This is a genomic window from Treponema putidum (assembly GCF_024401155.1).
Taxonomy (GTDB): Bacteria; Spirochaetota; Spirochaetia; order Treponematales; family Treponemataceae; genus Treponema_B; species Treponema_B putidum.
On sequence record NZ_CP038804.1, the window covers coordinates 2,733,805 to 2,748,841 of the forward strand.

Consider the following 15,037-nt stretch of genomic DNA (forward strand, 5'->3'; position numbering starts at 1 on the left):
ATAATATAGGGTATTTTTTATGATACAGGTAACGCGGCTAAACGGAACAAAGTATTGGATTAATCCTCACCAAATTGAAACGATAGAGTGCAATCCCGATGTTACTTTGCAAATGCTTTCAGGAAAATATTATGTAATTAAGGAAACGCCTGAAGAAATTTTGGACTCTATAGTCGCTTACCGCCGTAAAATCGGCATATTTAAAAATGAGTTGTAGTAGAAGCAAAAAGGGGTATATATGGATATAGCGTCGTTTATAGGAATATTCGGAGGTATAGCAGTTGTTGCATTCGGTGCAATCCTCGGCGGCTCGGCCGGAGGGCTTATTCACCCGGCTTCAATGTTAATTACGATTGGCGGCTCCTACATGTGTCTTTTTTTAACCTATCCTTTATCCTATACGATAGGAATTTTCAAAGTTGTTGCAAGAGTTTTTAAGGTAACCGATTACGGCGAAAAAGCTCTGGTTCAGCGTTTTGTAGCCCTATCCGAAAAAAGTCGCCGTGCAGGTCTTCTTGCCTTGGAAGAAGAAATTGAAGACTTTGAAGATCCATTTATGCGCTCCGGTTTACGAAATGTAGTTGACGGTATTGATGGAGAGGCTATCCGTTCTCTTATGGAAAACGAACTTAATCAAATGGAAGAGCGCCATAACACATGGATATCCTTAGTAAACGCTTGGGCAACCCTCGCTCCCGGTTTCGGTATGTTGGGAACGGTTATCGGTCTTATCGGTATGTTGTTAAACTTGGATGATAAAAGTGCTCTCGGTCCTAACATGGCTACGGCTCTTGTTACAACCTTTTACGGTTCTCTTATGCAGAACTGGCTTTTGGTTCCTATAGCAACAAAGCTTATGTACCAAAACAATATGGAAGTTAAGTCCAAAGAAATGATTATAGAAGGTGTACTTGGAATTCAAGCCGGAGATAACCCTCGAATCTTGGCTCAAAGACTGATTACATATTTGACGCCTTCCGATAGAAAAGCAATTGAAGCGGAAGTATTAAAGGATTAAAATGGCAAGAAAAAAGAAACACGGTGCAAGTGCCGCCGGAAGCGGATGGCTTACCACTTATGCAGATATGGTTACTCTCATGCTTTGCTTTTTCGTAATGCTTTTTGAGCCGTCTGAGGTAGATGTAACTCAGCTCTTGGCTCTTTCTGCGTCAATAAGCGGTGATCCGACGGGAGGCGGCCATTCGGTTTCTGCAGGCAGACTTTCAGACCTTGGTAACACCATAAGCTCAATGCCTTCAATGGAAAAAGGAAAGATGCTCGCAAGTGCCTTAAGAAAGGCCGTTTCACTTTTTGCTCCCGAAATTAAAACAAATAAAATTGCCGTTACAAGCGATGAGAGGGGGATAGTAATCAGCCTGGCATCGGACGTGTTTTTTTATCCGGGCAGTGCAGACCTTAATATTGCCGAATCCAGAGATACCCTTTTAAATCTTGCTCAGTTTTTATCTTCTCAAGATTTGGCTTCCTATAGGTTTAGGGTCGAAGGCCATACCGATTCGGGTGTAACGGATCCTAATGTATGGAAAAGTAATTGAGAGCTTTCGTCTGCAAGGGCAATAAATATTTTGCACAGCCTTACTGACTTTGGAGCCCAAGAATCCCGATTTTCCGTAGCAGGATATGCAGACACCCGGCCCATATTTTCAAATGATACGGCAGAGGGCAGGGCTTATAATAGGCGGGTTGATATAATTATTCTTGATGATGCACATTTTTAGTAAAAATAAAATTGTGCCGATTATAATAATAAGGAGAAAATTATGGCTGATAATGACTTAATGGATGACGATGATATACAGGAAAATATGACTTCATCAGTAGATACCAAAAAAAGAGGCGCAGGTCTTATACCCATGCTTATAAAATGGGTTGCAATTGTATTGGTTGCTATAATATTCGTTGTTACCGTCGTAGTTATTACAATGAATATAAGAGATAGAAGCGGTTCTTCCCATTCTAGTTCGCCGGTTTCTGAAGAATACAGGGAAACAAGGGATGTGCTTCAGTGGTATCAGGCAATCGGCATTTTAAAAATATATACGGCTGATAGAATTCCTGCGACCTTGATAGTTGACGTAGCCTTAGGTTATACTAACAATGATAAATCTACACCGCAGGAGCTTTCTGCAAGAAAGGTAGAAATAATCGACTTTTTGCGCTCTTATTTTAAAAGCAAAACTACTGCGGAATTAAGACAGGAAGAAAAAATAAAGATTGAAATAAAGCACGAAATAAACGATAATGTACTTACAAAAAACAAAATAAAGGATGTTAAATTCACGCAATACGATATTGTTGAACAATAAAGGATAGGAGAGCCATGACAGAAGTTCTTTCGCAGGATGAAATAGATCAGCTTCTCACCGCAATAAGCTCAGGAGATACGGAGACAGAGGACTTTCGAGCCGTCAATGATACCCGTAAAATAAAAATTTACGACTTCAAGCGTCCCGATAAATTCTCTAAAGAGCAGATGAGGACGGTACAGATGATGCATGAAACCTTTGCACGTCTTACAACCACCTCTCTTTCCGCTCAGCTGCGAAGCATGGCTCATGTTCACGTGGCAACCGTAGAACAGCTTACATATGAAGAATTTATAAGATCAATACCTACGCCGACGACTTTGGCGATTATAAACATGGATCCCCTAAGGGCAAGTGCCCTTTTGGAGATAGACCCCTCGGTTACCTTTTCAATTATCGACCGCTTATTCGGCGGTAAGGGACAGGGTTCAAAGGTTCAGAGGGAATTGACCGAAATTGAGAGTTCGGTTATGGAAGGCGTTATAGTACGTATTCTTGCAAATATGAGGGAGGCGTGGACAACTGTAGTCGATTTACGTCCCCGTTTAGGAAACATAGATACTAATCCTCAGTTTGTTCAGATTGTAACTCCGTCGGAAATGGTTCTTTTGGTAACCTTGGAAACTAAGGTCGGAGAAGAAGAAGGAATGATGAATATCTGTTTGCCTTACATAACTCTTGAACCGATTATATCAAAACTATCGACACAATTTTGGTTTTCTTCGGTTAGAAGGGCATCGACGGGACAATATGCGGCTGCAATTAAAGATAAACTTTCTTCGGTTGAAGTAGATATGATTGCCGAGGTAGGGTCTTTGGATGTTTCCATCAAAGACGTTCTTAACTTGAGAGCTGGAGATGTTGTCCGTTTACCCAATGTCAGGGTAGGAGATCCCTTTAAGTTGACTGTAGGCAGCAGACCTAAATTTTCCTGTCAGCCCGGTGTGAAAGGGAAAAAGTTAGCAGTTCAGATTTTGGAAAAAATAGAAGATATTAGCGGTGATGAATTCGAAGAATTAACATCGGAAGGAGATGAGTTGTATGAGTGATGGTTCAATTTCTCAAGATGAAATAGATGCTTTGTTATCCGGAGTAGGCGGAGGCGGAATTACACCGGCTCCTGCGGCAGGCTCAGGTGATGATTTGACAAGTTTTAAAAAAACAGCCTTGCTTCAATTTGTAAAAGAAAATGTTCCCGGATTATCTTCTAATTTGGAGTCAATGACAGGTAAAAATGTCAGTATTTCGGAACCTGTGATTGAATTTTCCGATAGAGAAAACTTCTTAAGAAAAGTATCGGAAATGGTTGTTGCTACGCTCATTGATTTTTCCGGGGCTATGGCAGGTGATCATGCCTTTATGATGAGTCCTGAGCTGGCAAAAAAGATAGTCAGCTTGGTCAATCATGAAGATAGTGTAGAAATAGATGACATGGCTCTTTCGGTTATAAGTGAGACCATAGCACAATATGTGGGAACTGAACTTAGTTATCTTGAGCGGGCAGGGCTTACCGGTGTTTCATCTGCTCCGGCAGAATCTTTGCATGTTCCTAAGGCTATGATGAGATTACCTCAAAGCAATTTTATAAGCGTAACTTATAATATGCAGCTTGATAATTCTTCATACCAGTTATGGGAGATTCTTACTGAAGATGTTGTTGATAAAATAACCTCGACGATTGCAGGTCCCGATCCCTCCCAAGCAACCGGAAGCAATGCCGGAATGCAAGGCATGTCTGCAATGGGGGGCATGCAAATGGGTACAATGCAAAACGGAATGGCTGGCGGTATGCAGATGGGAACGGTACAAAATATGGGAGCCCCTGCACAGCAAACGTTCGGTTCCGGAATGTCCCAAGGATCGCCTCAGCAAGGAGGAAATATGCAGGCTATGAATAATATGGGCATGATGCCACAAATGGGAATGGGCACTAATGTTCAGCCTGTTCAATTTCCGCCCCTCCAAGGTTTTGTAAGTCAGGAGGAGCAAGGTAATATCGGTCTTATCATGGACGTTTACATGGAGATGACCGTAGAATTAGGACGAACAAAGCGCATGATTAAAGAAATCCTCGGAATGGGAGAAGGTCATATTATTGAGCTTGACAAACTTGCCGGTGAACCTGTAGATGTGCTTGTAAACCATAAGCCTATAGCAAAGGGCGAGGTTGTAGTTATAGAGGAAAGTTTCGGGGTGCGTATAACCGAAATTTTATCTCCGTCAGAGCGTATTTCGGATATATAAATTAAAAATCGGGTGGGGGCTTTTAATGAGCTTTGGGAAAAAGCTGTTTTTTATTCTTTTCTTTTTGTTTTCAGTCTTGTTATTTGCAGAAACCGGCGGGACTTCTTCGGATGAGGATTCCTTGCCTTCAGAGTCGGGTATTTTATTGGATGCAAAAACAACAGATAATATCGGCGAAACCGGAGATAATTCTACACCCGCAGAAAATGAAACCGGGTTTAATTTAAATGTTGCAGAAAGAACTCAGTCTCCTGTTTCAAATCTTTTACGTGTACTTATATCCTTAGTTGTAGTATGTGTTTTAGCCTATGTTGTATTGAAGTTTTTAAAAAAATCTTCACTATCGTTTTCTTCAGATAGTCCTTATCTAAAAAGCGTTGCTTCAATAAATCTTGCTCAAGGAAAAAGTATCCATGTAGTTACTTTGGGCGAAAAAGCATACATTGTAGGTGTTACGGATTCTTCAATAAATATGATAGGCGAGGTTGAAGATAAAACCCTTATTGATACTATGAATTTAGATGCCGAAAGGCGAAGCTCTTCGCCTAAACAAGACTTTGCTTCTATGTTGGCTTCCGTTTTTAAGGGCTCAAAAAACAATAGTGTTGACGTAAATTTTTTTGAGGCGCAAAGAGAAAGATTAAATAAGGCTGCTAAGTCTCAAGTACCGGAGGAGAAAGAATGAAAAAAAAGTTTTTAATTCCAATCTTTTTTATTATGATTCTTTTTATTCCGGTTCAGATTTTTTCTCAAGCGAATTTTCCTGACGGCACTACGGCAGGAAGAACCGATGCCGATCCTAACAGGCAAGCAGGCCGTATTCCTTTTATCGATTTTTCGATAAGGGAACCTTCGACAAATAAGGATGTTGCCTTTTCCGTTCAGCTCTTGCTTTTTATTACTCTTATTTCGATAGCTCCCAGTCTTTTGATGCTGATGACGAGCTTTTTGCGCCTGAGCATTGTTTTGGATTTTGTCAAAAGAGCCTTGTCTTTACAGCAAGTACCGCCTACTCAGGTTCTCAATGGTATAGCCTTTTTTTTGACCCTTTTTATAATGTGGCCGACCTTTACCCAAATATACAACAATGCTTATAAGCCTATGAGTGATGGCCAAATCGGAATAGAAGAAGCCTATAGGGAGGCGGAAAAGCCTATGAGGTATTTTATGTACAAGCAAATGCAAAAAAATCCTGAGCATATCAGAACCTTTATGTCCATGGCAAAACTTCCAAAACCGAATACCCTTGCAGATGTGCCGACCCACATTTTGATTGCAGCGTTTATTTTACATGAACTTACAATAGCTTTTCAGATAGGAATATTTTTATACTTGCCCTTTATCATAATAGATATGATTGTAGCGAGTATACTTATGTCTATGGGTATGATCATGCTACCCCCTATTCAAATCTCGATGCCGTTTAAGCTCATTCTTTTTGTTATGGTTGACGGCTGGGGTCTCCTTTTCGGTAAATTATTTGAATCGTTTTTATAAAAACATTATATTTTACTGATAAGTTAATGTTTATTTTGCTAGTTTAATATCGGTATATAAAGTATTTTCTGATATTTGTTCTTTTATTGTGTAATAAAGGCATAAATAATACATTGCTTTATTTCTATACAATTCTATTCTTTCTGCACAATATTCACCAATATACACTTCTCTCCCTATTTTATTAAAATCAACATTTTCAGCTATCAATTTAAAATCTTGTTTTAGCGTTTCTTCCCATTTTTTTTGATTTTGTCTTATTTCCTCTTCAAACTCTGGAATAATTGAGATCAATCTTTCCATTTCCAAATACATTTGCTTTTCCCAAATAGATACATATTTTCCAATAATGCTCTGCCATTCATAATTAGTAACCCAAGTTTGCATATCTATTTCATATTGTTTATCAATTTCATTGTTTTTTGGAAAATAATCTTTATTTATCACTTGCGAGAAACAGGGAATACTTATAATTAAAACTAATAATATTAAAAATAATTTTTTCATTCTTATACCTTTCTATTCCTATAGGCTATTTATCTAACATCCGCCTAACCTGTATTTGTGGCTTGTCCACAATGTCAGCGTTGAAGCGGGTGTTAGGCGAATTTTTTCTTTCTAAATAAAGTTTTTTGCCTTTATTATCCAAACACCATAAAAACTTACTTGTTGCTTTACAATTATTACATTTATAGAAAAATTTCTTTCTAAATAAAGTTTTTTTAATTTCTGGAATTACTAATTTATTACATTTTTCACAGAAAGCCATCTTAAAAAAATTATCAGGTAATTGCTCTTTGTATAGGTCTATATCCAATAGTATTTTTTCTTTTATATAATCACATAAATTGTCTTTATTTATATCGTATTTGTAATAAGTAATTCCATCTTCGAGTAAATCAACAGCATCACCAAATTCAACCCATTCCCAAAATCTTTTATCATTTGTTTGATAATACATTTTTTCTAATATTGTAAGTGCATATATTGCTTCAATTTCATCATTATGAACTTTTCTACCTAAATAGCACAAGAAATTGTAATTAATATCTTCATCCATTTTAACTATTTTAAGCTCATTAATGACAGCAAAAAAATATTTATTTATATTATCATAATCATCTGAATCTAAGCCGGCTAAAATATATATGTTTTCAGATTCAATCTTTTCATCTAATAAATATAAAGCAAAATTTACGCATTCATACCATTTATTTTGAAGTTTAGCAGCAGAATAATTTTCTTTAGCAATTTTTTCTATTTCTCTCAATTCCAATTTTAATACTTTCCCTTCATACCATATCAGCGGCATAACTTGCTTAACCTGTATTTGCGGCTTGTCCGCAATGTCAGGTTGAAGCGGGGTTAGATTAATAATTACCTGTAGTAATTGCTTCCCGTAAAATACTATTTATTCTTGTTTGATAGCCTTTACCTAAAGACTGAAGCACAGCAAGAATATCTGCATCTATTTTTATAGAAATTGTTTTTTTAATGGGTGTTACATTCCAATATGCTTCATGAGCCGGTCTTAATCTTGCAATTTGTTTCTTTGTCAGTTTTGGACTATCCTCATCATACGATATAGGATAATTTTTTATTTCTTCCAATCTTTCAGCCGTTAATTTTTTTGAAGTAATCATAATATTCCTCCCTCAATTCTTTTTCTGCTTGCCGTGCAGATATCAACCGTATTCTGTTCTTCTTCTCAGTAAAAAAGACCAGAACTATCAATATCCCATTCAAATTTCCAATACCATAATATCTATCTTCTTTTTCGGAATGCTCAAAATCATATCCTATTAAAAATGCAGGATCGTCAAAGACTTCCAATATTTCTTCAAAAGCTATCCCATGCTTTTCAATATTAGCACTATTTTTCTCTTCATCCCATTCAAAACGATTATCTTTACTTATAATTGTTTTCCCCATAAGCATAATATACATTTATAAGAATATATTGTCAAGTATATATAATAAAATCATTTCTATATCATAGGTTATTTTATAAATTCCTATAAAATTAATTCTGCACAAGCCTTTCCCGCAAGAGATTAGCTTGTCAATCTAACATTCGCCTAACCTGCATTTGCGGCTTATCCGCAATGTCAACCTTGAAGCGGGTGTTAGGTTTATGGCCTTGGTCTAAATCCAATATCATTACTTTCACTTGATATTATTCCATCCATATACCTAATATCAAATTTACCGTCTCCATAATCACTTAGACTTGGCTTATTTTTATACTTGCTTATATACTCATCATTCTCAAAATTAGGTAATTCTCCATTCTCTTCTACATATTTAATTACATATGCTTTTAATTTATAAAGTTCTTCTTTTATTTTATTTGTTCTATGTATGTCAAAATAAAATCCAAGTAATGCAAACATTAAAGTTACAATAACTCCGAATGATAATAGATTAATTTTTTTGTTTTCCATTGATTTCTTTATAAATAATATGGAAATAATAAGACCTATAAGGCATCCCACTGCAACAAAAATAATTCCAAGAGGTAGTATTAGCCCTCCCAAAAATGATATTCCTGCAGCAAGTAATAATAATATTTCATACACAAAATTAAGCATTACCTACCTCTTTTTTAATAATACTTATTTTTTCGATAACACATTTTTATATAATCTAATTCATGCTTTATATCTGAATCAATTCATCAAGTTGATGTTATTCTGAAGAATACAATCAATGCTAGGGAAAACTTGATTCCTTTAATTTAAAGATAAAACAAGCGTGCACCGTCCGTCCAACCTACATTAGATCTTTCTAAAATAATACACCAGCGAATTATTTTTTTCAAGATATCTTATAAAACTAATAAAAGGGCTATACTGCTGGAAGAATCATCTAAAATTTGCTATAGTGCAAATCGAGGCTTATATATGAAAGGTAGAAAATTATTTTGGTTGCCGGCACTGGTGTTGCTTTTTTTTGCCTGCGGGAATAGTAAAAAAATTGATGCACCTCAAACAGTTACGGCTTCATTGGGTGCGGAACCGACTATTTTGGATGCTGCGAAGGCTTCGGATAGGTACTCTTTTATCGTATTGGATTATATAAACGAAAATTTGACCGATATTTTGACCGAAGATAACGGTGAGCGCAAGATTCTTCCGGCTCTTGCCGAGTCTTGGACTCATAATGCCGACTATACCGAGTGGACTTTTAAATTGCGCGAAGCCTATTGGTCTGACGGAGTAAAGATAAGGGCTGAAGATTTTGTTTACAGTATTCGCCGTATAATCAATTCGGAGTCAGCCTCGCCTATGGCTATGTATTACGACTATATCAAAAATGCTCAAGCCGTTTTAAAGGGAAAACTGGATTATTCCGAAATAGGAATCAAGGCTCTTGATGAAAGAACCCTCCAAATTATAACTGAAAATCCGATAAAAAACCTTCACGAATTTGCCGCAAAAATTCCGCCGCAGAGGGAAGATATTATAAAAGAATTCGGACTATCCTACGGCAGTGATGCCGGCAAGATAATTTGCAGCGGTGCTTTTAAGGTAAAAACTTGGGTACATAACAGCAAGATAGAACTGGTTAAAAACGATAAATTTTGGAATGCCGAAAATGTAAAAATAGATGCTCTTACATTTAAGATTATAAATGAAGAAAATGCCGCCCTCGGTGAGCTCTTAAACGGTAGTATTGATATTGCAAATGCTTATTCCATCAGCTGGATAAACAAGCTAAAAAAGGAAAACCGCTTTGCTGAAATAAACGGAGTTGACAGCCGTGTTCAGTATATTTTTATGAACCAAAAAGACGAGCTCTTTTCAAACAAAAAAATTCGGCAAGCTCTTTCGGCAAGCCTTGACCGCAAAGAAATTTGCACAGACCTGTTTGACGATATTTATAAACCGGCCTACGGTTTTGTATCCATTGCTACGGAACTTGAAGGCCAAAATTACCGCTCTATTGCCGGTGAGCCGATTCAAGAATTGATAAAAAAAATTCCTGATCCTAAGGCACATTTTATTGAGGGCTTAAAGGAATTGGGGCTTGGAGATGATCCTTCAAAGATAACAATTTCTATAATGTTTCCTTCAAATGAAAGCTCTAAATTTGATGAGTATCTGCAAAATAGGCTTTCAAATGTTTTAGGCGTAAATGTTGAGCTTGATAAGGTTGAAGGGACGGTTTTTAAAAAACGGAACAAAACCCTTGACTATCAAGCAGGCTTTAAATCATGGGGCGGAGGTATTGATACGCCTGCCCGTTATTTGGATTTATTTTTACCCGGGAATAAAATAGTTCCGATAGGCTGGGAAAACAAGGAATATGCTGATCTTGTACAAAGAGCAAAAAAAAGCTCCGATTTTAACGAAAAGCTGGAACTTTTTAAAAAAGCGGAAATGATTTTAGTGACTGAAGAATGCGGCATTTCTCCTTATGCCAACCAGACCTATAATATTTTTATGCAAAAAAAATTAAAAGGTGTTAAACAATTTTATCCGGGGACTTATAATTTAAAATATGCCTTTATATCGGATTGATATCCTTATAATTAAATACGGGATTAAAATTTATTTTCATAAAATTTTGACAAATCAATATTTTTTAGTGGACAAAAGCTATAAAATAAGGTAGCATAGTAGTATACAATCAACACATGGAGGCTTATGTTGAAAACGAAGTATATTGATTTGCCTACGATGGCAAAGTATCTTAAATCTGTCGGTGCCGAAACTGTTATTAAACGGCTTATTCCTTATTTGGAAGAAGATTACAAAAGATGGAATGACTTTGATAAGGTTCCAAGAATGGCTCATCACAGCCCCGTCGGGGTTATTGAGCTTATGCCCATAGGAGATTCCAAAACCTATTCTTTTAAGTATGTAAACGGTCATCCCGAAAACCCCAAACACAATTTTTTAACGGTTATGGCTATCGGAGTTTTAGCTGAAGTTTCTACGGGATTTCCGCTTCTTCTGAGCGAATTGACGTTGACGACAGCGATCAGGACTGCTGCAACATCGGTAATGGCTGCAAAATATCTTGCAAAACCGAATCCGAAAAAAATGGCCCTTATCGGAAACGGATGCCAAAGCGAATTCCAAGCTCTCGGCTTTCACCATATTTTGGGCATAGAGGAAATTTACTGCTATGATGTAGATCCTGCTGCAACCGATAAACTTATGGATAATCTTAAAAATGTAAAGGGCCTAAAACTTATCAAATGCGGCAGCACAAGAGAGGCTTGTAAAGGAGTAGATATTATCACCACGATTACGGCCGATAAAAAAAATGCCATTATAATTACCCCCGATATGGTTGAGCCCGGTATGCACATAAACGGCGTAGGAGGCGACTGCCCCGGAAAAACCGAACTTGATTCAAAAGTCCTTTTTATGGGTGATGTTTATGTAGAATTTGAGCCGCAGAGCCGAATTGAGGGCGAAATTCAGCATATGGATGATAGCTTTAAGGTTACCGAAATTTGGAATATAATTAAAACAGGTAAGCCCATCAACCGCAAACCTGACGAAATTACTATTTTTGACTCCGTAGGTTTTGCTCTGGAAGATTTTTCGATTCTTCGCCTGATGTATGATATAGCAAAAGATGAAAATGTCGGAATACCCCAAGAGCTGGTTCCGGTTTTGGAAAATCCGAAAAACTTATACGGTATGTTGAGATAGTTTTTGCATACTTGGGATAATCTTTATAAAAGGTTTAAGGTTTTAAAAAATCTTAAACCTTTTTTTCACTTCATATTTATCTAAAACCATATTTTTTTATGCCGATATAGGTAATATGGATATCATAACCTATGCCGATACAGTGCATCATAATAATACATATAAAAAATCCGTAAAAAATCGAGTCTTAACGTCAAAGGATGAATCTTTTATTGTTTTAGGGCTTTTAGTGATATTGACAGCAGGCTTTATATTTTTTTATTTTTCGATTTTAAGGCTGAACTGGGGCGTTTCATCGATAAAACCTATAGCGTTTTGGGAAGACCCTTCCTCTATGAATGCAATGCGCCAATATGTTATGCCGTCGGCTGATATTTCAAAGGGAGATGATATTCTTCAAACAGAAGCCTCCGAAAAAATCGGTTTTTCTCCGGCAGATGTACCGGATTTTATTACTGCCGTTGACTTTGAAGAATATATGGTTTCAAAAGGAGACACGGTAAGCGGCATTATTCAAAAATTCGGCCTTAAGAATTTGGGAACACTTCTTTCAGTCAACGAAATAAGCAGCGCAAAAAAGTTGAGAATAGGGCAAAAACTGATTATTCCTTCGATTGACGGACTTATTTATACGGCCGCAAAGGGGGATTCTTTAAGTTCGATTGCTCAAAAATATAACTTACCTCTTAATGCAATTTTGGATGCAAACGATCTTGAAAATCAGACCCTAAGTATAGGTCAAAAGCTATTTATTCCCGGTGCATCTATGAGCTCTTTCGAGCTTAAAAAGGCTTTGGGGGAACTTTTTATTTATCCGATAATAGGAAGGCTGACTTCTCCATTTGGATACAGAAGTGATCCTTTTACCGGAAGAAAGAGCTTTCACACAGGTATAGATATAGCAGCACCCATTGGAACCCCGATTAAACTGACCCTTGACGGTACGGTCTCTTATACAGGCTACTCTTCAGTTTATGGTAATTATGTGATAGTTACTCATTCGGGGGGCTATCAGTCAATGTACGGGCATATGCACACAATAAAAGTAAAGCGGGGTCAAATTCTAAGTCAGGGCGGTATTATAGGAACAGTAGGAAGTACAGGCCGCTCTACAGGCCCGCATGTTCATTTTTCCGTATATAAAAACGGAAAACTCATTAACCCTTTGACCGTATTAAAGTAAGCAATTATACATAAAAAAGCAGGCCGTGTTCTATCACGTCCTGCTGGGTTGTATTTAGGATTAGCCTAAATACCAATCGGCATAAGTTAGTGTAAAGATAGTCATAAGACAGTCAATAGATTAAGACCATTTTGACAGGTCAGCCTCTTTAACGTCAAATATAAACTCTTCGCCGTCTCCAATCATCAAGCATGGAATGCCGATTTTTCCCTCCTTTTTGAGCTGAGCAAATTCAGCCCTTTCATCCCGATACTTTAACAAAAACTTTAGATAACCTAAGTCTTCAGTAATGTCAAAATAACGGAACTTTACTCCTTTTCTTTCTAAATATTCCTTTGCAGGCCCGCAATCGGGGCATAATTTACTACCGAATAAAAATAATTGTTTTCTCATATTTTAGTACCCATCCGACATTTGGCGGTTTAAATCTCTTTGGCAAAGCTCCTGATATACCAATGCCCTATCCTTGAGTTTTGCCTTAATCGAGTCAGAAAAGGGCATATACCGCCAAAACACTTCTCTAACTTCCTTGTCTAATTTTTGAATGCCTTCGCTTTCTTTTATCATCCAAGTTATATAATCCTGAATAAAATATTCCTTTATGTCGCCTTTTAGCTTTTGGTTTTGAAACCATTGGTAATAATTGCCGGTCAAACCTTCTTCCATCCAGTAGTAAGAGGCTTTTTCCTTAGCAACCTGCCAGCGTAAATCCGCAGTAGCCATTAAGAGCGAAACTTTTAGACTTTTAGGATACATCGGAATTACTATCCTTCCTCTACTTGTAACCCTATTATAGCGGTCAAAGGGTTCCCAGCAAAAACCTATATCCCCGTAAGTCGGAACTAAGATAACAAAGGGCGGTATTCGGTTTAGTTGATTTTTATATTGACGGCAATAAGCCTGAACATCTATGTCTTCAAGCCACTTCAGTTCTCTTAAAACATTTTCACGGGTACCTAGCTCCTTTGATGAGCTTCTAAAATATTCACGGGATAAAATCGGAAAGTGATTGCCTTTTCGTCCGCATGTCATCTTAGCCATTTGTTTTACGGTATCGAATTCTCCTTCAGCCCCGGACATATTGGTCGTGATTCCTCCGGAAGCATCGGCCTTTTCCCTCAAGCTGCGTACATCCGCATCGGCTTCTTTATAATCCGAAATGCAGCTTTGCAACTCTTTATCAGAATTGAGAAGTTTTTTCAGCTTTTCGTTTATTTGCATGATCTGCTGTTTTTGAGATTCTGAATAAGGCGATTTTACGTTGGAAAAATTAGCCAGCATATCATGAGAGAACATGCTGTCAATTTGCTGTTTTATGGAGTCTTCAAAGCGGCTGATTTCTTCCGATTTTGCTCTTAGCAAATTATCGGCAGTTTGAAGTTTTCCCTTTGCCTTTTCTAAAAGCTGATTAAATCTTGAGTTATCGTCTCTTTTTGAAATTTTAACTTCGTCTGTTGCCGAAGGGGTGATTTTTCCTATTCCTATTTCTCTGAACCATTCATCCAAATAATATACGGCCTCACAATATGTATTCTCGTCTATTATTTTTGCAAACATATTTTTTTGTTCTGTGGTTAAAAGGGTAGGAAGAACAAGTCCGTACCTTACTGCATATTGCTTTTCTTTTGAAGATTTTCCGGAGGCTATTTTCATAATCATATCGGAAACAAGATTCCAATAAGAAGATTCTACTTGCTGCCTGAATACGCTCCGATCTTTAGGGTCTGTAGCTGTTAAAAATTTAGTAAGAGCTGCATGAAGACGCTGAGCATTCTCGCCTTCGCCTTTTAAAACTGTCTTGTAAAACTCAGCAGTATCAAACAAAGTGTGCGGGGTATCAGAAAAAAATTTTTCAACTTTTTCAAAATGAGTTAAGGTAAGATCAGGCTCGCTCGGGTCTCTTTTTTTTTCGCCCCTCGCTTCAGGAGCCATTGAAAACATAGTCTCCTTGCTTAGACCTCCGGCTTTTATATTTGGAAAAGGATTAGCCTGATTTATATCAAAGTCAAGTCCTTCGGGCGTAGAGGAAGATGGTGCAGTGCTGCTGCCGGAAGGCATTACTACATCTTTGAGAAGCTCATCAAGATCTATTTCTGTTGTCGAATCCACTGATTAGC

At 37.3% G+C, this 15,037-nt stretch carries 17 protein-coding genes and 1 pseudogene; 11 read left to right on the forward strand and 7 right to left on the reverse strand.

Annotated features, from left to right (window positions below; translation table 11 throughout):
• The first annotated feature begins 19 nt into the window (after positions 1-19).
• The 8 genes and pseudogenes from E4N74_RS12620 to fliP all read left to right on the forward strand — a co-directional run bounded on the left by E4N74_RS12620 (position 20) and on the right by fliP (position 6,068).
• Positions 20-217: a flagellar FlbD family protein gene (locus tag E4N74_RS12620; protein ID WP_044978474.1), complete on the forward strand. Its 198-nt coding sequence runs from the start codon at positions 20-22 to the stop codon at positions 215-217.
• A 21-nt stretch (positions 218-238) separates the two neighbouring features.
• On the forward strand, positions 239-1,018 hold the full coding sequence (locus tag E4N74_RS12625; protein WP_044978475.1) for a motility protein A: 780 nt from the start codon (positions 239-241) through the stop codon (positions 1,016-1,018).
• A gap of 1 nt (position 1,019) precedes the next feature.
• A pseudogene (gene motB, locus E4N74_RS12630) lies at positions 1,020-1,739 on the forward strand (flagellar motor protein MotB).
• Between the two features lie 42 nt (positions 1,740-1,781).
• Complete coding sequence (locus E4N74_RS12635; protein ID WP_044978477.1) at positions 1,782-2,327, forward strand: flagellar basal body-associated FliL family protein; 546 nt, start codon at positions 1,782-1,784, stop codon at positions 2,325-2,327.
• Between the two features lie 14 nt (positions 2,328-2,341).
• On the forward strand, positions 2,342-3,376 hold the full coding sequence (gene fliM, locus E4N74_RS12640) for a flagellar motor switch protein FliM (protein ID WP_044978478.1): 1,035 nt from the start codon (positions 2,342-2,344) through the stop codon (positions 3,374-3,376).
• Positions 3,369-4,571 carry a flagellar motor switch protein FliN gene (fliN, locus tag E4N74_RS12645; protein WP_255805517.1) on the forward strand — a complete coding sequence of 401 codons (1,203 nt, stop codon included), beginning with the start codon at positions 3,369-3,371 and terminating at the stop codon, positions 4,569-4,571. The genes fliM and fliN overlap by 8 nt, the downstream gene beginning before the upstream one ends.
• Positions 4,572-4,596: 25 nt before the next feature.
• The gene (gene fliO, locus E4N74_RS12650) at positions 4,597-5,256 is read left to right on the forward strand and encodes a flagellar biosynthetic protein FliO (RefSeq protein ID WP_255805518.1); all 660 of its coding nucleotides are present in this window, start codon (positions 4,597-4,599) and stop codon (positions 5,254-5,256) included.
• Positions 5,253-6,068 carry a flagellar type III secretion system pore protein FliP gene (fliP, locus tag E4N74_RS12655; RefSeq protein WP_145475241.1) on the forward strand — a complete coding sequence of 272 codons (816 nt, stop codon included), beginning with the start codon at positions 5,253-5,255 and terminating at the stop codon, positions 6,066-6,068. Before fliO ends, fliP begins: the two co-directional genes overlap by 4 nt.
• Positions 6,069-6,098: 30 nt before the next feature.
• Here the strand turns inward: fliP and E4N74_RS12660 are convergent, their stop codons facing one another.
• The 5 genes from E4N74_RS12660 to E4N74_RS12680 form a co-directional block, all read right to left on the reverse strand.
• Entirely contained in the window at positions 6,099-6,575 is a 477-nt protein-coding gene (locus E4N74_RS12660) for a hypothetical protein (RefSeq protein ID WP_255805519.1), read from the reverse strand.
• A gap of 25 nt (positions 6,576-6,600) precedes the next feature.
• The gene (locus E4N74_RS12665) at positions 6,601-7,380 is read right to left on the reverse strand and encodes a hypothetical protein (protein WP_255818104.1); all 780 of its coding nucleotides are present in this window, start codon (positions 7,378-7,380) and stop codon (positions 6,601-6,603) included.
• A gap of 58 nt (positions 7,381-7,438) precedes the next feature.
• Entirely contained in the window at positions 7,439-7,711 is a 273-nt protein-coding gene (locus E4N74_RS12670) for a BrnA antitoxin family protein (RefSeq protein ID WP_249689221.1), read from the reverse strand.
• Positions 7,683-8,015: a BrnT family toxin gene (locus tag E4N74_RS12675; protein ID WP_255805521.1), complete on the reverse strand. Its 333-nt coding sequence runs from the start codon at positions 8,013-8,015 to the stop codon at positions 7,683-7,685. Before E4N74_RS12675 ends, E4N74_RS12670 begins: the two co-directional genes overlap by 29 nt.
• 185 nt (positions 8,016-8,200) lie before the next feature.
• Entirely contained in the window at positions 8,201-8,659 is a 459-nt protein-coding gene (locus E4N74_RS12680) for a hypothetical protein (protein ID WP_255818105.1), read from the reverse strand.
• A 312-nt stretch (positions 8,660-8,971) separates the two neighbouring features.
• On the opposite strand from E4N74_RS12680, the gene E4N74_RS12685 reads away from it, so the two are divergent.
• The 3 genes from E4N74_RS12685 to E4N74_RS12695 all read left to right on the forward strand — a co-directional run bounded on the left by E4N74_RS12685 (position 8,972) and on the right by E4N74_RS12695 (position 12,920).
• A complete protein-coding gene (locus E4N74_RS12685; protein WP_255818107.1) occupies positions 8,972-10,591 on the forward strand; it encodes a peptide ABC transporter substrate-binding protein in 1,620 nt (539 codons plus the stop codon).
• Positions 10,592-10,717: 126 nt separating this feature from the next.
• Positions 10,718-11,737 carry an ornithine cyclodeaminase gene (locus E4N74_RS12690; RefSeq protein WP_255805524.1) on the forward strand — a complete coding sequence of 340 codons (1,020 nt, stop codon included), beginning with the start codon at positions 10,718-10,720 and terminating at the stop codon, positions 11,735-11,737.
• Between the two features lie 115 nt (positions 11,738-11,852).
• Positions 11,853-12,920, forward strand: coding sequence for a peptidoglycan DD-metalloendopeptidase family protein (locus tag E4N74_RS12695; RefSeq protein WP_044978487.1), 1,068 nt, complete (start codon positions 11,853-11,855; stop codon positions 12,918-12,920).
• A gap of 120 nt (positions 12,921-13,040) precedes the next feature.
• Here E4N74_RS12695 and E4N74_RS12700 read toward each other — a convergent pair whose 3' ends face one another.
• Both E4N74_RS12700 and E4N74_RS12705 read right to left on the reverse strand, forming a co-directional pair.
• Positions 13,041-13,313 (reverse strand): glutaredoxin domain-containing protein, encoded by a 273-nt coding sequence (locus tag E4N74_RS12700; RefSeq protein WP_255818111.1) that lies wholly within the window; start codon positions 13,311-13,313, stop codon positions 13,041-13,043.
• 3 nt (positions 13,314-13,316) lie between these two features.
• Entirely contained in the window at positions 13,317-15,029 is a 1,713-nt protein-coding gene (locus E4N74_RS12705; RefSeq protein ID WP_170225369.1) for a hypothetical protein, read from the reverse strand.
• Positions 15,030-15,037 lie beyond the last annotated feature (8 nt).

Coding starts and splice junctions, on each gene's coding strand:
- E4N74_RS12620 (WP_044978474.1), top strand. CDS start 20: ATGATACAGGTAACGCGGCTAAACGGAACAAAGTATTGGATTAATCCT.
- E4N74_RS12625 (WP_044978475.1), top strand. CDS start 239: ATGGATATAGCGTCGTTTATAGGAATATTCGGAGGTATAGCAGTTGTT.
- E4N74_RS12635 (WP_044978477.1), top strand. CDS start 1,782: ATGGCTGATAATGACTTAATGGATGACGATGATATACAGGAAAATATG.
- fliM (WP_044978478.1), top strand. CDS start 2,342: ATGACAGAAGTTCTTTCGCAGGATGAAATAGATCAGCTTCTCACCGCA.
- fliN (WP_255805517.1), top strand. CDS start 3,369: ATGAGTGATGGTTCAATTTCTCAAGATGAAATAGATGCTTTGTTATCC.
- fliO (WP_255805518.1), top strand. CDS start 4,597: ATGAGCTTTGGGAAAAAGCTGTTTTTTATTCTTTTCTTTTTGTTTTCA.
- fliP (WP_145475241.1), top strand. CDS start 5,253: ATGAAAAAAAAGTTTTTAATTCCAATCTTTTTTATTATGATTCTTTTT.
- E4N74_RS12660 (WP_255805519.1), bottom strand. CDS start 6,575: ATGAAAAAATTATTTTTAATATTATTAGTTTTAATTATAAGTATTCCC.
- E4N74_RS12665 (WP_255818104.1), bottom strand. CDS start 7,380: ATGCCGCTGATATGGTATGAAGGGAAAGTATTAAAATTGGAATTGAGA.
- E4N74_RS12670 (WP_249689221.1), bottom strand. CDS start 7,711: ATGATTACTTCAAAAAAATTAACGGCTGAAAGATTGGAAGAAATAAAA.
- E4N74_RS12675 (WP_255805521.1), bottom strand. CDS start 8,015: ATGTATATTATGCTTATGGGGAAAACAATTATAAGTAAAGATAATCGT.
- E4N74_RS12680 (WP_255818105.1), bottom strand. CDS start 8,659: ATGCTTAATTTTGTGTATGAAATATTATTATTACTTGCTGCAGGAATA.
- E4N74_RS12685 (WP_255818107.1), top strand. CDS start 8,972: ATGAAAGGTAGAAAATTATTTTGGTTGCCGGCACTGGTGTTGCTTTTT.
- E4N74_RS12690 (WP_255805524.1), top strand. CDS start 10,718: ATGTTGAAAACGAAGTATATTGATTTGCCTACGATGGCAAAGTATCTT.
- E4N74_RS12695 (WP_044978487.1), top strand. CDS start 11,853: ATGGATATCATAACCTATGCCGATACAGTGCATCATAATAATACATAT.
- E4N74_RS12700 (WP_255818111.1), bottom strand. CDS start 13,313: ATGAGAAAACAATTATTTTTATTCGGTAGTAAATTATGCCCCGATTGC.